21 protein-coding genes are annotated in these 21751 nt (G+C 60.2%); 17 read left to right on the top strand and 4 right to left on the bottom strand.

Features of this window, described 5'->3' with window-relative positions; genetic code table 11:
- Positions 1 to 16 precede the first annotated feature (16 nt).
- The gene (gene petG, locus NCN06_RS10410) at positions 17 to 133 is read right to left on the bottom strand and encodes a cytochrome b6-f complex subunit V (RefSeq protein WP_071823076.1); all 117 of its coding nucleotides are present in this window, start codon (positions 131 to 133) and stop codon (positions 17 to 19) included.
- A gap of 56 nt (positions 134 to 189) precedes the next feature.
- Here petG and NCN06_RS10405 point away from each other — a divergent pair, with 56 nt between their 5' ends.
- The 13 genes from NCN06_RS10405 (at position 190) to NCN06_RS10345 (ending at position 11269) form a co-directional block, all read left to right on the top strand.
- Complete coding sequence (locus NCN06_RS10405; protein WP_226398860.1) at positions 190 to 594, top strand: c-type cytochrome; 405 nt, start codon at positions 190 to 192, stop codon at positions 592 to 594.
- A gap of 9 nt (positions 595 to 603) precedes the next feature.
- A complete protein-coding gene (locus NCN06_RS10400; protein ID WP_226398861.1) occupies positions 604 to 1350 on the top strand; it encodes an RNA methyltransferase in 747 nt (248 codons plus the stop codon).
- 28 nt (positions 1351 to 1378) lie between these two features.
- The gene (locus NCN06_RS10395) at positions 1379 to 2527 is read left to right on the top strand and encodes a serine hydrolase (RefSeq protein WP_250398907.1); all 1149 of its coding nucleotides are present in this window, start codon (positions 1379 to 1381) and stop codon (positions 2525 to 2527) included.
- On the top strand, positions 2524 to 3876 hold the full coding sequence (locus NCN06_RS10390; protein ID WP_226398863.1) for a DUF3370 domain-containing protein: 1353 nt from the start codon (positions 2524 to 2526) through the stop codon (positions 3874 to 3876). The genes NCN06_RS10395 and NCN06_RS10390 overlap by 4 nt, the downstream gene beginning before the upstream one ends.
- Positions 3877 to 3896: 20 nt before the next feature.
- Entirely contained in the window at positions 3897 to 4985 is a 1089-nt protein-coding gene (bchI, locus tag NCN06_RS10385) for a magnesium chelatase ATPase subunit I (RefSeq protein WP_250398906.1), read from the top strand.
- Positions 4986 to 5003: 18 nt separating this feature from the next.
- Positions 5004 to 5468: a crossover junction endodeoxyribonuclease RuvC gene (gene ruvC, locus NCN06_RS10380; RefSeq protein ID WP_115025320.1), complete on the top strand. Its 465-nt coding sequence runs from the start codon at positions 5004 to 5006 to the stop codon at positions 5466 to 5468.
- Complete coding sequence (locus tag NCN06_RS10375; RefSeq protein WP_115095241.1) at positions 5465 to 6013, top strand: 5-formyltetrahydrofolate cyclo-ligase; 549 nt, start codon at positions 5465 to 5467, stop codon at positions 6011 to 6013. The genes ruvC and NCN06_RS10375 overlap by 4 nt, the downstream gene beginning before the upstream one ends.
- A gap of 35 nt (positions 6014 to 6048) precedes the next feature.
- Positions 6049 to 6468 (top strand): hypothetical protein, encoded by a 420-nt coding sequence (locus NCN06_RS10370; protein ID WP_226398865.1) that lies wholly within the window; start codon positions 6049 to 6051, stop codon positions 6466 to 6468.
- Between the two features lie 7 nt (positions 6469 to 6475).
- A complete protein-coding gene (locus tag NCN06_RS10365) occupies positions 6476 to 6898 on the top strand; it encodes a SufE family protein (protein ID WP_115095239.1) in 423 nt (140 codons plus the stop codon).
- A 57-nt stretch (positions 6899 to 6955) separates the two neighbouring features.
- Complete coding sequence (locus NCN06_RS10360; protein WP_226398866.1) at positions 6956 to 8263, top strand: homoserine dehydrogenase; 1308 nt, start codon at positions 6956 to 6958, stop codon at positions 8261 to 8263.
- Positions 8264 to 8427: 164 nt separating this feature from the next.
- The gene (locus NCN06_RS10355; protein WP_370520009.1) at positions 8428 to 8601 is read left to right on the top strand and encodes a DUF8657 domain-containing function; all 174 of its coding nucleotides are present in this window, start codon (positions 8428 to 8430) and stop codon (positions 8599 to 8601) included.
- Positions 8602 to 8717: 116 nt separating this feature from the next.
- Positions 8718 to 10250, top strand: a complete 1533-nt coding sequence (locus tag NCN06_RS10350; protein WP_226398892.1) for an ABC transporter substrate-binding protein — start codon at positions 8718 to 8720, stop codon at positions 10248 to 10250.
- Positions 10250 to 11269 carry an ABC transporter permease gene (locus NCN06_RS10345; protein WP_226398867.1) on the top strand — a complete coding sequence of 340 codons (1020 nt, stop codon included), beginning with the start codon at positions 10250 to 10252 and terminating at the stop codon, positions 11267 to 11269. Before NCN06_RS10350 ends, NCN06_RS10345 begins: the two co-directional genes overlap by 1 nt.
- Here NCN06_RS10345 and NCN06_RS10340 read toward each other — a convergent pair.
- Positions 11263 to 12837 (bottom strand): alpha/beta fold hydrolase, encoded by a 1575-nt coding sequence (locus NCN06_RS10340; RefSeq protein WP_502988838.1) that lies wholly within the window; start codon positions 12835 to 12837, stop codon positions 11263 to 11265. The genes NCN06_RS10345 and NCN06_RS10340 overlap by 7 nt on opposite strands.
- Positions 12838 to 12914: 77 nt before the next feature.
- On the opposite strand from NCN06_RS10340, the gene NCN06_RS10335 reads away from it, so the two are divergent.
- Together NCN06_RS10335 and NCN06_RS10330 are read left to right on the top strand one after the other, a co-directional pair.
- Entirely contained in the window at positions 12915 to 14186 is a 1272-nt protein-coding gene (locus tag NCN06_RS10335) for an MFS transporter (protein WP_255613936.1), read from the top strand.
- A 99-nt stretch (positions 14187 to 14285) separates the two neighbouring features.
- Positions 14286 to 15416, top strand: a complete 1131-nt coding sequence (locus NCN06_RS10330; protein WP_250398904.1) for a hypothetical protein — start codon at positions 14286 to 14288, stop codon at positions 15414 to 15416.
- A 65-nt stretch (positions 15417 to 15481) separates the two neighbouring features.
- On the opposite strand, the gene NCN06_RS10325 is transcribed toward NCN06_RS10330, so the two are convergent.
- Together NCN06_RS10325 and ychF are read right to left on the bottom strand one after the other, a co-directional pair.
- The gene (locus NCN06_RS10325) at positions 15482 to 16267 is read right to left on the bottom strand and encodes a hypothetical protein (RefSeq protein WP_226422321.1); all 786 of its coding nucleotides are present in this window, start codon (positions 16265 to 16267) and stop codon (positions 15482 to 15484) included.
- Positions 16268 to 16417: 150 nt separating this feature from the next.
- The gene (gene ychF / locus NCN06_RS10320; protein WP_226422320.1) at positions 16418 to 17509 is read right to left on the bottom strand and encodes a redox-regulated ATPase YchF; all 1092 of its coding nucleotides are present in this window, start codon (positions 17507 to 17509) and stop codon (positions 16418 to 16420) included.
- Positions 17510 to 17617: 108 nt separating this feature from the next.
- On the opposite strand from ychF, the gene NCN06_RS10315 reads away from it, so the two are divergent.
- Complete coding sequence (locus NCN06_RS10315; RefSeq protein WP_226398872.1) at positions 17618 to 18727, top strand: efflux RND transporter periplasmic adaptor subunit; 1110 nt, start codon at positions 17618 to 17620, stop codon at positions 18725 to 18727.
- A gap of 23 nt (positions 18728 to 18750) precedes the next feature.
- Positions 18751 to 21708, top strand: coding sequence for a DNA polymerase I (gene polA, locus NCN06_RS10310; protein WP_226398873.1), 2958 nt, complete (start codon positions 18751 to 18753; stop codon positions 21706 to 21708).
- The last annotated feature ends 43 nt before the right edge of the window (positions 21709 to 21751 follow it).

Below are 21751 nucleotides of genomic sequence, written 5' to 3'. Positions count from 1 at the left end.
AGCGGCGTGCTGCTGCTCAGCCCCCCAGAGCGCTGCCACCGCGGCGGTACTGGTTCCAAGCCGCCACAAACAGACCCATCAGGGTGACGGGAATCAAACCAAGAACGATGCCGCAGAGCAGAGGTTCGATCATGGTGTCGCGTCAGCAATCAGAATTGAGCAGAATTCTCTCATTGGAACTCAAGGTCTGTGGTCCAGCCGTCACGAATTGCGGCCGAATCAGCATCAGCTGATTCGGCCGATCGAGGGCGCGGCCTGATCGCCGCTCTTGTGGTCTCGGCCGCGACCGCTTGCGTCGTACTGGTGCTCTGGGTTCTTGGGAGTGCCCAGCGAGATCCCTACATCAAGGCCAGCCTTGAACTGCAAGGTGCCGTTGACCACGGCGGCCAGCTGTTCCGCATCAACTGCGCGGGCTGTCACGGTCTTGCCGGCCAAGGACTGGTCGGACCTTCTCTGCAGGGCGTCAGCAACAACGTGAAGGACCCAGCCTTGGTTCACCAGATCATCAGCGGCGACACACCACCCATGCCGAGTTTTGAGATGGAGCCGCAATCGATGGCCGACCTACTGGCCTACCTACACACACTCAGCTGAGCCGGTGCCTTGAACGCCGTCGTTGTGCTGGTCGAGCCTGCCGGCCCTCTGAACATTGGAAGCGTGGCCAGGCTCTGCGCCAATTTCGGTGTGAGCGAACTGCGGCTCGTTGCCCCCCGCTGTGACCATCTCTGCGAGCAGGCCGTGCAAATGGCTGTTCACGGGCAATCGCTGCTTGACGCCGCAGCGGTGTTTCCTGACTTACTCACAGCCATCAACGACTGCCGACGCGCCGTAGGCAGTTGCGGACGTCTGGACCACGGCGAAATTCCTCTACAAGATCCTGAACAGGCGCTTGGATGGCTGTTGGCCAGCGATGGCAGCGCATCCAGCGCAAAGGCGCCCGTGGCCCTCGTGTTCGGGAGGGAGGACCGCGGCCTTAGCAACAGTGAGCTGAGGCTCTGCCAGAAAGTTCTGTGTTTACAGAGCGGTGAGGCCTATCCCTCCCTGAATCTGTCCCATGCCGTGGCTGTGGTTCTGCATGAGTTAGCCCGACTCAACAGTGCGGAGACAGAAGCTCGCAGCATCGCCCCCCCATCACCTGACCCGGCAGCCGCAAAAGCGCTGTCAGCGTTGCTGGACGATGCAACAGACCTCCTGCTGGAGGCGGGTTTTCTGTTGGAGCACACCGCCTCAGCGCGCATGGCCAAAGTGCAGGATCTGCTGCAACGCGCGACGGTGCGCGCCGAGGAAGTGGCTCTCCTGCGGGGCATGGTGCGCCAACTGCGCTGGGCCATCCGCACCGAGCGCCCCTAATCTCTGCCGCATAGTCACGGCTGAAAGGTTGACCAACAGTCGTTCTTCACGTCGCTCCGCAAGCTGGGGAGGGCCGGCTCGGCTCATCCTGCGTCTTGTGTTGATGGGAGTCGGCCTGGGACTGCTCACAGGCACGGGCCTCAGACTCCTGGCACCGCGCGTGCAGCAGCAGGAGATTCCACTGCCCAGCTGGCTGGCCGATCAAGCGGTGATCACAACGCTGCTCGGTGAAGCCGTGGAGCCCCAAACCATTGAGGAGGCCTCGAAAGACAAGAAGCTTGCGCCGGCAGCAGCGAAGGTCCTTAAGCAGGCACGATTTGCCCCAAAGCAGGAAATCAAGGCCTTGTCCCAGCGCTGGGTGGAACTGGCCAACCAACAGACCGATCTGCAGGCCAGCGCCTACATGCTCGTCCTGGACGACGGTCGCTTTGCAGCCATGCAGGCGGAGCGCCCCATGCCAGCCGCCAGTTCGATCAAGACACCGATCCTTCTGGCAGTGCTGGAACTGCTGGACCAAGGAACGCTTCAGTGGAACGAGCCCCTCACGCTGACCCAAGAGCTGGTGGGTGGAGGCGCCGGATGGATGGCCTCCCGACCGCTGGGCAGCCGCTTCCCCACCTATGAGGTCGCCACAGAAATGATCCGGGTCAGCGACAACTCCGCCACCAATCTGATGATTGCCAGGGCAGGGGGAATGGAGCAGATCAATGCCCGCTTTCAGGCGCTGGACCTCCCAGCAACCGTTGTAAACAACTGGCTGCCGGATCTCGATGGAACCAACACCACAAGTGCACGGGATCTAAGCCGTGCCATCGCTTTGGTGGATAGCGGCGAGGTCCTAGGTCCCCGAAGCCGGGATCTATTTCGCGAGGTGATGGGGACGTCAGTCACCAACACCCTTCTACCCACGGGCTTGATGCGCGGCCTGGGTGGTGCTCAGGGTGCACCCGACGACAGCCTGGCCCGCAAGGGATACCGCGTCTACAACAAAACCGGTGACATCGGACTTGCCTACGCCGATGCCGGTCTGATTGAACTGCCGGACGGCAGACGCGCTGTGGCGGGATTTCTGGTGAAAGGCCCCTTCAACGACCCCAGATCCACGGAACTGATTCGTCAGCTATCCGCCGCCATGGCATCGCATCTGAAACCCAACCCTGCCCCTCCAAAACCATGAAGCTCGCCGCTCTGTTCTCCGCCGCTTGGGTGAGTGTTGCGGCGATGCCCGTCTCTGCAGAGGTGATTGAGCGTCAGCAGAGCGTTCGCCCCTTACCGGGAGCCCTCGACAGCGTGTTGATGGTGAACGACAACAACCCCGAACTCATTCAGAACGACGGCATCCTGATTTCAACATTTCCAGATGGGGATGCAGCGTCCGTTCCCGTTGTGCTCAACGGCCGCTTTGACCTGTTCAGCCACCACGTCTATGCCGGTGATGCGGAAGGCAGTCCAACGTCGACTCTATGGCTGGCGGTTCTGGCGGCTCCCCTGGAAGACGCTCCGGTGACCCTGCAGCTGCTCTCGGGAAGCACCTCACTATCTCAAGCGACGGAACCAGGCCAAACCCAAGCTCCCTTCCTCCCTTTGCCGAGCCTGATGCAGGAGACCACCGAGGTTGTGGCCGCTGGACCTGGCAGCCGCGTCGCCGGAGATCTGTTGGCAAGTCGAAGCGCACCGGAACTCTCCAGCCGTCGCTGGACCCTTCCTCCAGGCTCACCCACACGGCTGATGCTGTTGCCCATTCCAGTCGCAGGTCTCGACCCACTGCTGAATGGTCGCAATCTGCAACTGCGGTTCCACAGCTCCGCCCCCGTGGCGATAGCCACCCTGGCTGCCCATGGAAACGATGGACAGGCTCCGAACGATCAGCACTGGCTTCAGCTGCTGAAAAGCCGACGCTTGAGCAGCAAGGAGCATCAACCAACCCCACGGGGCAGCAAAGGCAAGATCATCTATTCACGGGTGAGCGGTGTTCAGATCGGCAGCAGCTGGCGGGCGCGCTTAACCGACCCAGGGAGCAATGTTCTGGCCGCACCTAAGGCACCCATTTCATGGCCGATCAGCAGTTTGGAACGCGGAACCCTCGCCACCAAACAGGTTCAAACCGCTGAGCTCGAGAGGTTTTATCCCGGAACAGCCTGGGCCGCCCATGGGAACTACGGGGTGGAATACGACCTCACCCTGCCCCTGAAGAACACCGGTTCAGCCCCTGTGAAGCTGCAACTGTCTCTGGATTCACCCCTCAAAGGCAACAGCCAAACCTCCTTCCTGCGCTTCCGCGATGACCTCAACGGACCGGTCATGTTCCGGGGGCCCATCCAGACCACGGGTCTAGAGGATCCAGAGGGTGTTCCCCAGGGACGTCAGACGCAGCATCTTGTGTTGCGCCAGGGTCAGCAGGGATCGTCCCTGGGACAGGTGATGCTCAAACCAGGGGAAGGCAAGCAAGTGCGCGTTCGCTTGATCTATCCCGCTGATGCCACACCGCCGCAGGTCCTCACCGTGCAGCCTGTGAAACAATCCTGAGCACGCCAACAGATTTGCTCGTGACTGCACCCCGGAAGCGCAGGGTCTTCCCCTTCACTGCAGTGATCGGTCAGGAGGAGATGAAGCTGGCCCTGCTTCTCAACGTGATCGACCCACGCATCGGTGGCGTAATGATCATGGGGGACCGCGGCACCGGTAAATCCACCACGATCCGAGCTTTAGCGGATCTGCTGCCCGACATCGAGGTGGTGGCTGGTGACCCCTACAACAGTTCGTCCACCGATCCCGACCTCCAGAGCAGTGAGGTGAGCGAGCGAATGCAACAGGGGGAAACCCTGAGCACCGAGCCGCGGCAGGTGCCAATGGTGGACCTCCCTCTGGGTGCGACGGAAGACCGTCTTTGCGGCACCATCGACATCGAAAAAGCCCTGAGCGAAGGTGTTCGCGCCTTTGAGCCTGGTTTGCTGGCCAAGGCCAACCGTGGCCTCCTCTACGTGGATGAGGTGAACCTGCTCGACGATCACCTTGTCGACGTGCTGCTCGATTCGGCCGCCTCCGGCTGGAACACCGTGGAACGGGAAGGGGTGTCCGTACGCCACCCCGCTCGTTTTGTCTTGATCGGCTCCGGCAACCCGGAGGAAGGCGAGCTACGTCCCCAACTGCTCGATCGCTTCGGGATGAGCGTTGAGGTGCGCACCGTGCGCGATCCAGAGCTGCGGGTTCAGGTGGTGGACCAACGCACCGCCTTTGACGGTGATCCCGATGGCTTCAGCACAGCTGTGGAGGGAAATCAGAATGCCCTTCAGCAACGCGTGGTGGAAGCTCAGCAGCGCCTGGGCCAGGTAACCATCGACGACGATCTGCGCCTGCGCATTTCCGCCGTCTGCGGTGAGCTGGATGTGGATGGCCTGCGGGGTGACATCGTCACCAACCGAGCCGCCCGGGCCCTGGCCGCCTTTGAGGGGCGCACCGAAGTCAGTGAAGAAGATGTCGCCCGCGTCGCCTCCTGCTGCCTGCGGCACCGTCTGCGTAAAGACCCCCTCGAACAGGTGGATTCCGGTAACCGTGTGGTCAAGGTGTTCTGCAAGGTGTTTGAACGAAGTGAGAGCAGCGATCGCGCTGATTTCGAACTGGCCCTCGCCGCCTGATCCCACCACAATCAGTCCATGCGCATCCTCGGCATCGACCCGGGCCTGGCCCGGGTGGGCTACGGGGTGATCGACATCGACGACGGATGCCAGCGCATGCTCGACTGCGGCATCATCCAGACCGACCCGGGTCGCTCGGATGGTGACCGAATGGTTGAAATCGCTGGTGACCTACGCCAACTCATCCGGATCTGGCGACCGGATCTGGCCGCCGTGGAGAAGTTTTTCTTCTACCGATCGAGCAACACCATCAACGTGGTTCAGGCACGCGGAGTCGTGGTCATGACGCTGGCTCGCTTCAAGATCCCGATGGTGGAATTCCCTCCCATGCAGATCAAACTCGCCGTGGCGGGTTTTGGGCATGCCGAGAAAGACGAAGTCCTGGAGGCGGTGATGCGGGAGTTGAATCTGAATGAACCACCAAGGCCGGATGATGCGGCCGATGCCTTGGCGGTCGCTCTGACAGCGTGGCTGCAGCGATGAGCGCAAAGCAGATGCTGCGCCATCACTTCAGAGAGCAGCGCCAATTGGGAGAGGTTGCCACCCGCGCCATCCAGGAAGCGGTGGTGAACCTGGTCGGCAGGTCAATCTGCGGCAACGGATATGTGGGGATCTACTGGCCCCTACCGGGTGAGGCGGATTTACGTCCGTTGCGTGATGTTCTCCATCCGCCGCTGGCCTTGCCGGTCGCCGATGGCGAAGGAGGACTCATCTATCGGAGCTGGACCCAAGAACCTCTTCAGCCGGATGGCTGCGGCATTCCTGCGCCCGCCGAGGGAGAGGCTCTTCGGCCCGATCAATTGGCGCTGCTGCTGGTGCCGGCGCTAGCGATTGACCGTGATGGAATCCGCCTGGGCTACGGCGGTGGTTACTACGACCGTCTCAGGGCGGATCCCGCCTGGGCCACCACACCAGCCTGGGTGGTGCTGCCCTCGGCCTGCATGGCGACCGAGCTGCTGCCCCGCGATCCCTGGGATCTTCCTTTTACAGGATGGATCACGGAGCAGGGTGCTGGTCGGCCGACCTGACTCACCGCATCATGGGCTCCATTGATCGCCCTTCCATGCTGCGTCTGCTGACTCCACTGGTCCTACTCAGCGCGGTTCTTCAAGGCACGGTTCTGGCTCCCGCCAAAGCCCATCAGATCGAAAGCGCTCTGAACTATCTCGATGGTGATCTGCAACTGAGCAGCAACTTTTCCAACGGGGAACCCACCCAAGGAGCCGTTGTGCGATTGCTCAATGCCGATGGCACCCCGGGGCAAGAACTGGGCCGCACCGATGCAGACGGACGCCTCAGCCTCGATCTCAGCACGGTGGTCAACGGCACCGTCGATCTTCAGGTGGACGGTGGTCCAGGCCACCGCGACTACCTGGAGCTCCCGGTTCACGATGGCGCCGTGAATCTGAACGAGGTGGTCGTGTTCCCCTTCAGCTTGGTGTTAGTGGGGCTGCTGGTTAGCGTGCGACGTCGAAACGACTAAGCCCGCCATGGCCACTAGCACTGGCAGTGATGCCCTCGACCGGATGGTGGAGCGATTGGGCGGCACTGCTGATCCCAAACGCCGCTACGAATACGTGCTCTGGCTGGCAAAAAAGCTTGCTCCTCTGCCGGCAGAAGAGCAAACCGAAGAGATCAAAGTGAAGGGGTGTGTGTCTCAGGTTTTTGTACGGGGCGCCCTGGATGACGGGGTGATGCGCTGGCGGGGAGACTCCGATGCTCTGATCACCAAGGGGCTTCTGGCCTTGTTGATCCAGGGTCTGGATGGGCTGACCCCGGCCGAGGTGCAGGCGGTGGACCCAGCCTTTATTGCTGCAACAGGCTTACAAGCGAGCCTGACGCCTTCGCGCGCCAATGGCTTCCTCAACATCCTTCTGGCCATGCAGGAACAGGCCAGGCAGTTGGAGAACTGAGGCGAAATCACGCCAATACATAGAGTCGCTCAAAATCGTTGCAACACGGATCAGGGAATGGCAGCAAAGGTCGGCGTGGGTCTCCTGGGGCTGGGCACGGTTGGCGGTGGAGTGGCTTCGATCCTCCAGAGTCCAGGAGAACGCCACCCGCTGGTCAATGAACTTGAGCTGATCCGGATTGCCGTCCGCGATCTGAGCCGGCCCCGCCCCGTGGTCTTGGACGAGAGCCTGCTCACCACCGATCCATCGGCGGTGATTCAGGACCCGGCGGTGGACGTTGTGGTGGAGGTGATCGGTGGCCTGGAACCAGCCCGCAGCCTGATCCTTCAGGCAATCGCAGCAGGCAAATCCGTGGTGACCGCCAACAAGGCCGTAATCGCACGCCACGGCCAGGAAATCGCTGAAGCCGCTGCAGCCGCCGGGGTGTACGTGCTGATCGAAGCCGCTGTCGGTGGGGGGATTCCCATCATTGAGCCGCTGAAGCAGTCCCTTGGTGGCAACCGCATCAACCGCGTCAGCGGCATCATCAATGGCACCACCAACTACATCCTCACCCGGATGGCTGAGGAGGGAGCCGCCTACGACGCGGTGCTCAAGGATGCCCAAGACCTCGGGTATGCCGAAGCCGACCCGGCAGCGGATGTGGATGGCCTCGATGCAGCCGACAAGATCGCGATCCTGGCCACCCTTGCGTTCGGCGGCAGTGTGGAGCGCGCCGCGGTTCCCACCGAAGGAATCAGTGGCCTTCAGGGTGTGGATGTGGATTACGCCAACCAGCTGGGCTATGGCGTGAAGCTGCTGGCTGTGGCTGAGCGGATGGCGGCAAGTGGCGATCCGCTGCCGCTCTCTCTGCGCGTGCAGCCGACACTCGTTCCCAAGGACCACCCTCTAGCGGGCGTCAACGGTGTGAACAACGCCATCCTTGTGGAAGGTGATCCGATCGGCCGGGTGATGTTCTACGGCCCTGGAGCGGGGGCCGGCCCGACGGCTTCCGCGGTGGTTGCCGACATTCTCAACATCGCCGGAATTCGCCAGGCCAGCGACGGCCCCGGCAAGGTGGACCCCTTACTGGCCGCGGGGAGCTGGCGGCCCTGCGCCCTGGTCGAGTCAGGCGACATTCGCCAACGCCATTACGTGCGTTTTAAGACAAAAGATGCCCCGGGAGTCATCGGCAATGTCGGCGGCTGCTTCGGCCAACGCAAAGTCTCCATCCAGTCGATCGTGCAATTCAATGCGAGTGACGCCGGAGCCGAGATCGTTGTGATCACCCATGAAGTGAGTCAACGCCAGATGGATGAGGCTCTCGAAGCGATCCAGGCCCTCCCTGAGGTTTTAGGCCTGGCCGCTCACCTCGGCTGCCTCTAGGGAGACCAACAGAACTGGCGGATGGGTCCGGGCATACGTCAGAATGTCAAGAACTTTCACAGCCCAGGTCCGGATCCACGGATTTGTGCACGAAACGGTTCATGCAGAACCTCATCTGTTCGGTCCCGGGTCAAGGCTGCTCTCTGCAGGAGGGGATCAACCCGATGACTGTGCATCAAGGGGATTGCGTCAACCTGGACAGTGATGACAACACGTATCAGGTCATCGGCGTCGATGGCGATCACGATCGCTGCTGGGTCCGTCGCTGGCCTCTTCAAAGAAGCGAGGGTTCACCGGTGTTCGAAATCTCCATGGAGCGGATTCGCCAGGTCGGCTAACTCGCTGTTGAATAGGCCGACCAGTTGATGCCCGAGGCCCTTTGAAGCGCACCGATCGCCCCACGACACGGACGTGCGGTGGGGTGCTCATAGGGCTCGTTCTGGCCCTCGCTCAGATGGGCTGTCAAGCACCACCCCCGAGCACCCGCATCACGGTGGCATCAGCAGGACGAATCAGTTCTCTCGATCCAGCTCAAGCCAGCACCCTCAGTGCAACGCAACTGATCAGCGCCCTGGGGGATTCGCTCTACCGCCTAAAGAGTGATGGATCCCTGGAGCCACGCCTGGCGGCATCGGCTCCAGTCCTGAGTGATGGCGGACGCACCGTCACCATTCCACTGCGCACCGATGTGCGCTTCCACGATGGAACGCCGTTTAACGCCGCAGCCATGGCCTTCAGCCTGCGGCGCTTCCTCAACATTGGAACCCTCAGCTACGTGGTGGGCGATCGCATCGCATCGGTAGAGGAAGCGGACGCTCATACCTTGCGTCTACGCCTCAATCGCCCATCCACTTCACTGCGTGGGTTACTGACGTCCATCAACCTCACCCCCATTTCACCGAAGGCCTACAGCAGTCACCAGGACCGGTTTCTGCACGATCGCTTTGTTGGAACAGGCCCCTACAAGCTGACCCGCTTCAGCGAACATCAGCAAAGGCTGGAACCCTTTGCCCAGTACTGGGGGGAGGCACCACGCAACAACGGGCTGGATCTGATCACGCTGAGCAACTCCACGGCGCTGTATGGGGCTCTGCGCAGTGGCGAGGTGGATCTGCTGCTCTCCGCCTCCATCGACGAAGACCAACGCCATACCCTGCATCAACAGGCCATCGCAGGAGACCTGCACGAGTCTGTTGGCCCGGCGATGGAGATCGGCTACATCACCTTGCTGAGCAATCAGGATCCATTCCAGGACCCCAACCTGAGACGTGCCCTGGCCGTCAGTCTCAACCGAACTGAGATCAGTGAGCGGGTGAGCTACGGCCTCCGCCGTCCGCTTCGGGCGCTCGTGCCCCCCAGCCTTCCCGGCGGAGCCCTGGCCTCATGGCCGAAACACAACCCCAACCAGGCCCGCGAACTGCTCCGGGCTGCTGGCTACTGCAACGGCCGCCCCCTGCGCTTTCCGCTCACCTTCCGCTCCAATGTGCCCGCCGACAAACTGCTAGCCCTCACCTGGCAGGCCCAGGTGCAACGTGACCTCCCCGACTGCCTGGTGTTGGAGCTTGATGGCGTTGAGTCCACAACCATCTACCGCCAACTGGGGGAGGGTGCCTTCAAAGCCGTGATGCTGGATTGGCGTGGCAGCTACCCCGACCCTGAGGCGTATCTGACGCCGCTATTGAGCTGCACATCGGTGCAGGGCGACAACTGTGTCGATGGTGAAGCGGCGATCAGCGGCAGCTTCTGGAGTGCACCGGGTCTGCAGACCACTCTTCTAGAAACCGACACGCTGGTTGGTGACGCACGTCGGAACGCCCTGGATCGCGTGGAACATCTCTCGGCCAACGGTGCCGCCTACATCCCCGTCTGGCTGGATTCACCTCGAGCCTGGGCCCAACTGAACCTCAGCCCTCCAAAATTTGATGGCAGTGGTCAGTTAATGCTCTCTGAACTGGAGCGCCGATTCGAAGGAACGACAAACAACTAATGGGACGTGCCCGAGACCTAGCCCGCTACAGCGCCACCCGCCTCGCTCTGGCGCCTCTGATGTTGTGGCTGATCGCCAGCCTGGTGTTCCTGCTGCTGCGCGTCGCCCCTGGGGATCCGGTGGATGCGGTCCTCGGCAGCCGGGCACCTGCTGCCGCCAAAGCTGCCATGAGAGCTCGGCTGGGACTGGATCAGTCGTTGCTGGATCAGTACCTCACCTATCTCAACGGTTTACTCCATGGAGACCTGGGACAGGCCCTGATCAACCAGGAGCCAGTGCGGACGATCATCGGCAAAACTTTGCCCGCCAGCCTGGAGCTGAGCGTCATCGCACTGGTGATGGCCGCTGTGGTCGGGCTGAGCGTTGGCTTCAGCGGCATCGCCAGACCGGAAGGAACCCTTGATCTTGGCGGCCGCCTTTACGGACTGGGCACCTATGCACTGCCGCCCTTTTGGGTCGCCATGCTGGTGCAATTGGTGTTCGCCGTCAGCTTGGGGTGGCTGCCGGTGGGCGGGCGATTCCCACCCAGTCTTCTTCCCCCTGATGGAAGCGGCTTTTTCCTGCTTGACAGCGCGCTGCAGAGCAACTGGTCAGCCTTCCGGGGCACCGTGCGTCACTTGATCCTGCCCGCAGGAACCCTGGCACTGCTTCTCAGCGGAACCTTCACAACAGCATTGCGTCTGAACCTGCGACGCAACCTGCGCGGCGACTACGTGGAAGCGGCGCGCAGCCGTGGCCTGAGTGAGCGTCAGGTCATCCTGCGCCACGGGCTCCCAAATGCCTTGCTACCAGTGCTAACCATCGCCGGCATCACCGTGGCATCGTTGATCGGTGGAGCCCTGCTGATTGAAGTCACCTTTTCCTGGCCTGGCATCGCCCTACGCCTGCAGGAAGCCATTAACCAAAGGGACTACCCCGTCGTTCAAGGGATCGTGGTGGTGATCGCCGCCTTGGTGGTGCTGGTGAGTGTTGCCGTTGACCTGCTGGTGGCAGCCCTCGATCCGCGCGTGCGTTACTGACCCATCAGTTCCAAAGCCCGCCGACGCTCCAAGCGATGCCACCGCGTCATTGACGTCGAATCCTTGAGGTGGAGGGAATCCTGGCGGGAAGGTCCGGCGCTGAGGGAATTGAGGAAGCCGATGACTTCAAAGGCAATCACCCGTTGCACGCTGAGGGGATTCACCCCCACCAGCTCCTCACCTAGTCGAAAGAGATCGTCACCTTGCGAGGCCGACTCCTGGCCATCCACACGAATCGGCGAGAAGTGACTGGCCCCCTCAACAACAACCACCCTGCTGGCGGGATGCTGCGACAGTCCGACCATAAGAGCCACCTGCTCATCCAAAGCAGGGGTAATTAGATCGAGCGTGCCGCCGACCAGGAGCATGGGAAGTGACAACGCCTGGCTGGAGCGGTGGGGCCAGATCAAACCACCAAAGCTGTTGAGCCCCACCACCGCCCGAGGGAGCGGAAGCATCGCATTGCCTTCGAGCACACGCCCTGCAGCGAGTTCACACTGGAGCAATTCCGAGAGGTTGGTGAGGGGCAAGCCAGCCAACGCCCCTTCACAGCGCTGATCCATCCCAGGCACCACTGCCGCCCCACTGGCCAGCAGCCCTGTTAGGGCTCCCAGGGAGTGCCCTATCAGTACGACCTCCTCTCCGGGGATGTTCAAATCGCCCTGTCGTTGCGCATCCAGCACCGCCTCAAGATCAGCCAGCCGCTGCTGGAGCACCTCAGCGCCATCAAACGACTGACGGCCCTCGAGCAATGCCTGAACGGCAGTGGCATCACTGCCGGGATGTTCAAGCAACACCACAGGCCAGCCCGCCTTCATCAGCGAGCGAGCGAGCCAGTGGAAGTGATTGGGATCCCCGCCAAGGCCGGGCATGATTAAGACCCAGGTCCGATCGTCACGGGGCGACTGGGGGATCCAGCGTTCCAGTTGCAATGGACGCTGACGATGGCCGACGGACAGCGTTGACGGACGGGACCCGTCTGGCGAGGGCGAACGCTCACCTGGGGGGAGAGGCTGCAAACGCGCTTCTTCCAGGCCAAGCGAGTTCATCAGCCTGTGATGTCGCTTTAGTTCCAGCTTCCAGCGATTGGCGGCACCCACGAGCGCATCGAGATCCAGACGCAGCTGCTGGGTTGGCAAAGCCTCCAGCACATCCAATGTCGAAACGGTCTCCTGCTGTTCAAGCAGCAGTTCGAGCGTGGAAAGAACCAACGCACTGTTAATACGCCCTCCGTCTTCCACCCGAATCAATTCCCCCAGCGCATCCAGAAGGGGACCGGCTCCCCAGCTGCTGAGCATCTGACGGCCGAGGCTGCGCCGGGAGAGAACCGGAGCCTTCAGCAGACGAATCAGCCCTTCTTTGCTTTCGGGAGCGAGAAGACGCATCCAGGTGGACAGCTCCGATCGGGAGAACTGCGATGGATCACCCTCTGGTGACCGCACAAAGGCACCGAGTTCCTCAACGGAAACAGGTAAAACCACGCCATCGATCTTGACCTCCACGTGTTCTGTGGAGCGAACAGGCCACGATCCGCCCGTGCTGAGCAGCAGACTGCCCACCAAGCCCATCGCGATGCATCGTCCTGTTAAGCGTCCGCGCAGCAACGCCTGACCCTCTGCGGTGGTGGAACCAGTTTCCATCACCTCTGAGAAATGTCACCCGACTGAGGTTCCTGGCCTCCATCGGTGCAGGCGGAGTGATGTTTATGACACCACTGATCTTTCATGCGATCGATTTCTCTGCGCGTGAGGTTGGCAGTGGGCTGGCCGTCTCAGCCCTGATTGGCACAGTGGTGCGTCTTCTGAGCGGTGCACTGCTCGATCGAGGCATCCGTTGCTCGTGGCCAGTCAGGGGCACAACGCTGTTGGCGATTGCTGCGGATCTGATCTTGCTGCAGGCCGACAACTACAACAGCTACCTCGTTGGACAACTTCTTCTCGGTTGTGCAGCTGGGTTGTATTGGCCTGCGATCGAATTGGCCGTTCCCTTGAGTTGCGGAAGCTTGCCTTCAGGCAGGGGGTACGCCCTGGTGCGCAGCGCCGATGCTCTCGGCATCGGCATCGGAACGTTGATCGGAACCGCTGCCGCAACCCTGGGCACCCTGCGAACGGTATACAGCGTTGAGGCGGTGTGCATGGGAGCCGTCTTAGTGCTGATCAGCCTTCATCCGCTCCAAGACGGTCCGCCGTATCGCGACCTCAGCCGTAACAGCCCAGAACCTGGAGATCAACTGCCAACCTCCCGTCTGCCCTGGTTGCTTCCCCTGTTGCCAGTGCTGGTAATCAGTGTGGTGGCCACAGGAATCCTTGCCCTTCAGCAGAGTGCACTTCCCCTGGATTTAGTGCGCGGGGGGCTCTTGAGACCGGCCCTGAGCGAAAGCCATAGCAGTGCCCTCATCGCTCTGCAGTTGACCCTGCTGGTGAGCCTGCAGTGGCCGGTGGGTCGTTGGCTGTCGGAGCGCAGCGTTGCCTTCGGCCTAGGCCTGAGCCTTGCAGGATTCAGTGTTGGCTGCGGTTTGGTCGCTCTTTCGTCCCTTTTTGAAAGCGGAACAGCACTCGTGCTGGCAGCTCTGCTGCCGATGGCGTTCGCCCAGGCAGCGTTCCTTCCCACCGCCACAGAAGCGGTCATTGAAGAGACTCCACCGGAGCACCGGGGTTTGGCCATGGCACTGTTTTCCCAGTGCTTCGCCATAAGCGCCATCGTGGCGCCCCTCGCTGGAGGAGCCTTATTGGATCTTCAGGGCAACGGCCTCGTGCTCTGGTTGTTGATGGGAGGAGCCTGCATTGTCGTGGTACCGACCCTTCGCAGCCTGAAACCGCGGTATCGAGCGACAGCAATCAATGCCGATGGGCACCTCCCTGGGAAAAAGCAACAGCGCATTGATGCCGTGGCAGGCAGTCCAGGCAATCTTCGGTAGCGAAGGCCACCGCCTCTGATCGTGCATTAGCGAGGCGAGAATGAACGCAAGCGAAGGTCGCAGGCCACCCATCGGGCAATCGAAGGATTGAGATCAGCCATGACGGAAAAAACATCAGGCGAAGGCAACCAGCCCCGAGGGATCCAACGGCCTCAGCTGATCGTGCATGCCGGCACACACAAAACAGCCTCGACGTACATCCAAGAACGGCTGCACCGCAATCGTGATCTCCTAAAGAGCCAAGGCGTGAACCTGCAGAACCCAGAGGACTGCAAGCCCAAACCGAAAAAACTCGCGGCTGAGCTGTGCAAACAGAGGAGCAGGCGCTGGAAGGCTTTCTTCAAGCAACAACCGGAGGGATCGCATCGGCTTCTCAGTGCGGAGCAATTCGCCGTACCGCTCACCGATCCCGACTGCATCCGGCAACTTGAGGCGATGGCGGATGAAGCAGGCTATGAGCTTCACATTGTGATTTTCATCCGCAGCCAGCTCGACTACATCAACTCGCGATACATCTATTCACTGCGGCGGTTTTACCACCACCAAACCTTTGAGCAGTTTGTTGACGAAGCCTTAAAGGGAAGACTCCAGAATGAGAAAACCAAGCGAGGCAAAATCGAACGTCGTCAGGATGTCTTTGATTTCTGGAGTTATTTCCAGCCTTTACTCAAAGCGAGAGACAAAGGCCTGAAGGTGAGCTTTCTTCCGTTCCGCCAAGGGGGTCTCGATCCTTTCGAGCAGTTCATTCTTGCCATCAACCTATCGACAGCTCTGTCCTGGAAACAATGCCCCCAGCGCCACTACAACCGTAGCCCAGGAATCCGAGGTGTTTGGCTTGCCCGATTGCTCAGCCAACTTCTCAAAGAGAACAAGATTTCCCCAAAAACGATCGAAAATTCCTCTCAGATCATTCTTAGAGAAGAGCAACGAAGGTTCTGGCGCGATCCATCCTTCTGGGGATATTCACGCCAACTCTCAAAGAAAGTCACCAAATACTTCGAGGCCAACAATGAAAAATTTGCAAAAGCAGCATGGAACTGCGATTGGGAGGAGGCGTTCTCCACAACCAATCAAACAGCGCAACGCAGGCGGTCGGCCTACACCCCAGGATCGATTGAAAACGAAATATACATGCATGGAATAGCCCACAAGCTGCTCAAACAAATCCGAAGAAGGATTGACAGGAAAACATATAAATCAACCCCAGGTAACATAAAAAATCATCTTTAACACATATTTAGACTTGGTTAGAATCAAGTCGCGCCAGGGTAGTTGACACAGCCAAAATTATTTTTTCAGAGCTTCATATCCAAGGCCTTCAACTCAGACCTATCCAAGCAAAAATGATTGTCGCCACCATTCATTGATGGCCAATTACCCCTCAATCTTCCATTCACATACTGAGCTTTCGTCTTGTCTTTACAATCAAAGACCTGAACCCACGATCTTGAACGCGGACCTCCCTCCACAGCCGGAGTACCAGGAACCCATGATTTCCGGGCTTCTGTAGTCGTGCATGTTTTTCCAGCAGGGCTGGGCTTCCATTGACCATTAACCCAAGTTCCACCCCCAAAAGTAGGAAGACAAGTCTTCTTTTTTGGCGATGTTTCAACGTAATATCCAGCAGTAGCAGCAACAGGCTGTTGATAATAATGCTCAACATAATTCAAGGCAACATATCGATCCGGCTGACCCTTGTGAGGCACTCGCATCGGCGGCATCTTCCAATACTGCACCACATTGTTGGACGTCCAATACTTGTAAGTCCAGCCAACCACTTTGGGAAAACCAAGCTGATCTGTTCCTGGCTTTGCAACACAGACATTGTCAGCAAAACAGTTCTCCTTCAGCCCTGAATCCTTTTTTCCATCTGAACCTCCCATTCCAGCAGGAGATTGTCCGCCGTTGGATTGCACACAGCCCGCGTAGTCCTTTGCCTCCAGGCATCGATTGTGAACCTCTTGATTCACAGACTGTGCAACAAGAACCGACTGCGCCACAAGAACAGAGGCCTCATTCGAGGAGCCGCTCAGGGCAACTGCCGCCAGCAATGGAGTAGCCGCAAGCAATTCAAAGGGCATAACTCCAAACAAAGCTTGAGATAATTATATTAAAGATCTCGAGATCTGCCCGAACACGAGAAGAAACCGGAAGAATATCGCTGCAACATCTTCAGGCAATGAGAACTATCTCAATCCGAAAGACCCCATTAACGAGGCATAACCCAATCCCTAAACATTGAACAAAAATTCCATTACATCACCTTCGTCCACCACATACTCCTTTCCTTCACTGCGCAGCCAACCCTTATTGCGTGCTTCTGCCAGTGATCCAGCTTCCAAGAGCTTCTCCCAACCGATCGTCTGAGCTCGGATGAAGCCTCGCTCAAAGTCGGTGTGGATGACCCCAGCGGTTTGCGGTGCGGTCATCCCAGCCTTGAACGTCCAGGCCCGGGTTTCCTTTTCACCGGTGGTGAAGTAGGTGCGCAGACCCAGCAAGCGATAGGTGGCGCGGATCAGACTTTGCAGACCCCCTTCAGTCACCCCCAAACCTTCGAGGTAGTCGGCGCGCTCGTCGTCACCCAGTTCGACCAGCTCAGCTTCCACCTGGGCTGAAATCCGCACCGTTTCGGCCCCTTCGTTGGCCGCTAGCTCATTCACCTCGGTGCAGAAGGCATTGCCATCGGCAAGATCCTCCTCGCTCACATTGGTGGCGTAGATAATTGGCTTGGCCGTTAACAGCCCCAAGGGCTTGATCAAGGCAGCCTCCTCATCTGCCAGCTCGACACTGCGGGCCGCGCCACCGTTCTCAAGCACAGCCTGAATCCGCTCCAACGCAGCATCCTCCAGCTGTGCTTCCTTGCTGGTACGCATCTGCTTCTTCAGACGCTCCCGTCGCTTTTCGATCTGGGCCAGGTCAGACAGACCCAGCTCCAGGTTGATCACCTCCGCATCTCGGGACGGACCAACGGACCCCGAGACGTGAATGACGTCATCGTCCTCGAAACAACGGATCACGTGAACGATCGCGTCCACCTCACGAATGTTGGCCAAAAACTTGTTGCCCAGACCTTCGCCCTGGCTGGCACCTTTCACCAATCCAGCGATATCCACGAACTCCATTCGGGTCGGGATGGTGTTCTGACTCTTGCTGAGTTCGGTTAGCCGATCCAGCCGCTCATCAGGGACTGCCACGCTGCCCACATTGGGCTCGATCGTGCAGAACGGAAAATTGGCAGCCTGCGCCTGGGCATTGGCCACCAATGCGTTGAACAAGGTGGACTTGCCCACATTGGGCAATCCGACAATTCCGGCTTTGAGCATCGGCGGAATCTACCGGCCAACGGCGAGACTGTTGTGAAGTTTTGTGGGCCCATGCTGCAGTCCTTGCGCTCCCCTGCGTCCCAATCTCCTGAGGCCGAGCTTGCATCAATGGCGAAAGGAAGATCCAAGCGGCCCAAAGCAGTGATGGTTGGGCTGCTGGTGCTGGCCCTCTGCGGTGGGGGAGTCCTGCTGCGGTTCGGTCCCTGGAGCAACCGTCAGCGGGACTTGACGCCGTTCACCACCACTGCCGAGCGGGGCGTTCTCTCAGGGGTCATTACCGCCAGCGGCGAACTGCAGGCCCAGCAGAAGGTGAACGTGAGTCCGCGCAAGCAGGGGGTGCTCGATGAACTGCTTGTGGATGAAGGCGATGCGGTGGAGAAAGGCCAGGTGCTGGCGGTGATGGATCAAGCGGATCTCGAGGATCGGTTGCAAGAGAGGCAGGCTCTGCTGCGCCAGGCGGAGGCCAACTTCCAGACCAAAAAAGAGGATTTCGATCGTCGAAGCCAGCTCTATGCCAGTGGCGTGATCAGCGCTGACGACTTCAGCGACGTGCGCTTCGAGATGCTGGCCCGACAGGCGGGCCTGGCTGCAGCTCGAGAACGTCTAGAGCAATTGGAACAGGAGAGCCGTGATCAGAGAATCCGCGCACCCTTCGCCGGCACCATCACTGCGCGCTACACAGAACCTGGATCGTTTGTAACCCCCACCACCGCCGCCTCGGCAACTGCAGGTGCCACCAGCGCATCGATTGTTGAGCTGTCGCAGGGATTGGAAGTCAGCGCCCGCGTTCCGGAAAGCGACATCGGACGCATCTTGACTGGCCAGAACGCCGAGATCCGCGTTGACGCCTTCCCCGATGAACGCTTTTCCGCACGTGTGAGTGAAGTTGCCCCCCGCGCTGAGAAAGAAGACAACGTCACCTCCTTCGAAGTGAAGCTGAACTTCGTCAATCCGCCCAAAAAACTGCTGATCGGCATGACTGCCGACATCAACTTTCAAACAGGGCGCAGTGCACCGAAACTCCTTGTGCCCACCGTGGCAATCGTGACGGAGGAGGGCAAACCGGGCGTTTTGCTGGTGGATGAAAACCAGAAACCACGTTTCCAGCCGGTGGAACTGGGCAACAGCAGCGGCGACCAGACTGCGATCCTGAACGGTCTTGAGTCAGGAACACGCGTGTTCATCGATCTGCCTCCCTGGGCTGATCGCCGCGATTAATCCACCAACTTTTCAACACCGTCATGCCTGAGGCCACCGCCAAGCCCCTTCTGCTGCTTGTGGATGGCCACTCCCTGGCATTCCGCAGCTTTTATGCCTTCAGCAAGGGGGGTGAGGGTGGCCTAGCGACCAAAGACGGCAGGCCGACCAGCGTGACCTATGGCTTTCTCAAAGCCCTTTTAGACAACAGCAAATCCCTGAAGCCTGAAGGCGTCGCGATCGCCTTCGATACGGCCGAGCCCACCTTTCGCCACAAGGCCGACGCCAACTACAAGGCCCATCGGGATGTGGCACCTGAGGTGTTCTTCCAGGACCTTGAGCAGTTGCAGCAGATCCTGGAAACGCACCTGCAGCTCCCCCTCTGCATCGCACCGGGCTTCGAAGCTGACGATGTTCTGGGAACCCTGGCAAACCGAGCAGCCGAAACGGGCTGGGGCGTTCGGATCCTGTCTGGGGACCGCGACCTGTTTCAGCTTGTGGATGACAGCCGCGACATCGCGGTGCTGTACATGGGCGGAGGCCCCTACGCCAAAAGCAGTGGCCCAATGCTGATTCGTGAAGAGGGGGTGCTCGGCAAGCTCGGCGTGATGCCCGACAAGGTGGTGGATCTCAAGGCCCTGACCGGTGACAGCTCCGACAACATCCCCGGCGTGCGCGGTGTGGGCCCGAAAACGGCGATCAACCTGCTCAAGGAGAACAGCGATCTCGACGCGGTCTACGCCACCCTCGAGCAAGTGGAAGCGGAAGGGCCGAAAGCCAGTCGGGGAGCCATCAAGGGAGCACTCAAGGGAAAACTGCGCTCAGACCATGACAACGCCTATCTCTCGCGCAAGCTGGCCGAGATTCTTGTGGATGTTCCCCTCCCCAAGGAACCAAGCTTGCCGTTGTCTTCGGTGGATGCCGACGGCCTGAGGAGTTGCCTGGAAGACCTCGAGCTCAACAGCCTGCTGCGCCAGGTGGGGAGCTTTGTGGCGGCCTTTTCAGAAGGTGGTTACAGGGCCAACGCGGAGGCCGCTGCTGCCAAGACCACCCGCCCAGCCCCCTCAGAACAGCCGAGTGCCGATGCCGCGGCCAACCAGGCGACAGACGAGGAGGTGGGGCTGCCCGCCCTGAAACCCCAGCTGATCCAAACCGAAGCAGCCCTGGATGCACTGGTGCAGAGGCTGATGGCCTGCACCGACAGCACCCAGCCTGTCGCCCTCGACACGGAGACCACCGACCTCAACCCCTTTCGGGCTGAGCTGGTGGGCATCGGCATTTGCTGGGACGAGGCCCTGGACGCGCTGGCCTACATCCCGCTGGGGCACAAGAGCACCGAAGACAGCAGCCCTGAGCAGCTGGCGTTGGAAACCGTACTCACCGCCCTCGCTCCTTGGCTGGCCAGCAACACCCACCCCAAAACCCTTCAAAACGCCAAATACGACCGCTTGATCCTGCTGCGACACGGCGTTGCCCTGGAGGGTGTTGTGATCGACACGCTGCTGGCGGATTACTTACGGGATGCAGCAGCCAAACATGGCCTGGAGCTGATGGCGGAGCGGGAATTTGGCTTCCAGCCCACCTCCTTCACGGATCTGGTGGGCAAAAAACAAACCTTCGCCGATGTCCCGCTGGAGCCCGCCAGCCTGTACTGCGGCATGGACGTTCACGTCACCCGCCGTCTGGCACTGCTGCTTCACAGTCAGCTGGAGGGAATGGGTCCCCAGCTGCTGCCGCTGCTCGAACAGGTGGAGCAGCCCCTGGAACCGGTGCTGGCCCTCATGGAGTCCACCGGAATCCGGATCGATGTGCCCTACCTCCAGGGCCTCTCGGAGGAAATGGGAACCACCCTGCAGCGGTTGGAATCCGAAGCCAAAGAAGCCGCCGGCGTTGAGTTCAACCTGGCCTCACCCAAGCAGCTGGGGGAACTGCTGTTCGACACCCTGGGGCTGGATCGCAAGAAATCCCGCCGAACCAAGACCGGCTTCAGCACCGATGCCACCGTGCTGGAGAAACTCGGCAATGACCACCCCGTGGTGCCGCTGGTGCTGGAGCACCGGGTGCTCAGCAAGCTCAAGAGCACGTACATCGATGCCCTGCCCCAATTGGTGGAGGCGGAAACAGGGCGTGTCCATACCGATTTCAACCAGGCGGTGACGGCGACGGGCCGGCTGAGCAGCAGCAACCCCAACCTGCAGAACATCCCAGTGCGCACCGAGTACAGCCGGCGCATCCGCAAGGCCTTCCTGCCTCAGGAAGGTTGGACCCTGCTCAGTGCTGACTACTCCCAGATCGAGCTGCGCATTCTCACGCACCTCTCGGGCGAAGAGGTGCTGCAGGAGGCCTACCGCAACGGCGATGACGTGCACGAGCTGACCGCCAGGCTGCTGTTGGATAAAGACGAGGTCAGCCCGGATGAACGCCGCCTCGGCAAGACCATTAACTTCGGCGTGATCTATGGCATGGGGGCCCAGCGCTTTGCACGGGAAACCGGCGTCAACCAGAGCGAAGCCAAGGATTTTCTGGCCAAATACAAGCAGCGCTACCCGAAGGTGTTCGCCTTCCTGGAGCTGCAGGAACGTCTTGCCCTGAGCCGCGGCTACGTGGAAACCATCCTTGGCCGCCGGCGCCCGTTCCATTTTGACCGCAATGGTTTGGGCAGACTGCTGGGCAAGGACCCCTTGGAGATCGATCTGGATGTAGCCCGCCGCGGAGGCATGGAGGCTCAACAACTCCGGGCCGCGGCCAATGCTCCGATTCAGGGATCGAGTGCCGACATCATCAAAGTGGCGATGGTGCAGCTGCAAGCAGCCCTGCAGCGTCAGGGGCTGCCGGCCCAACTGCTGCTGCAGGTGCACGACGAACTGGTGCTCGAAGTCGCACCGGATGCCTTGAAGGCCCTCCGAGAGCTGGTGGTGAAGACCATGGAACAGGCCGTCGAGCTGACTGTGCCCTTGGTGGTGGAGACCGGCGTCGGCGCGAACTGGATGGAAGCGAAATAAACGCAACCGAACAGGCCGTAGCCTCAGCCGCAGCTTCTGAACG

Origin of the sequence: Synechococcus sp. MU1648 (assembly GCF_023630615.1) — a bacterium.
Classification (GTDB): Bacteria; Cyanobacteriota; Cyanobacteriia; order PCC-6307; family Cyanobiaceae; genus Parasynechococcus.
This window is presented reverse-complemented; position numbering and strand designations above follow the sequence as displayed.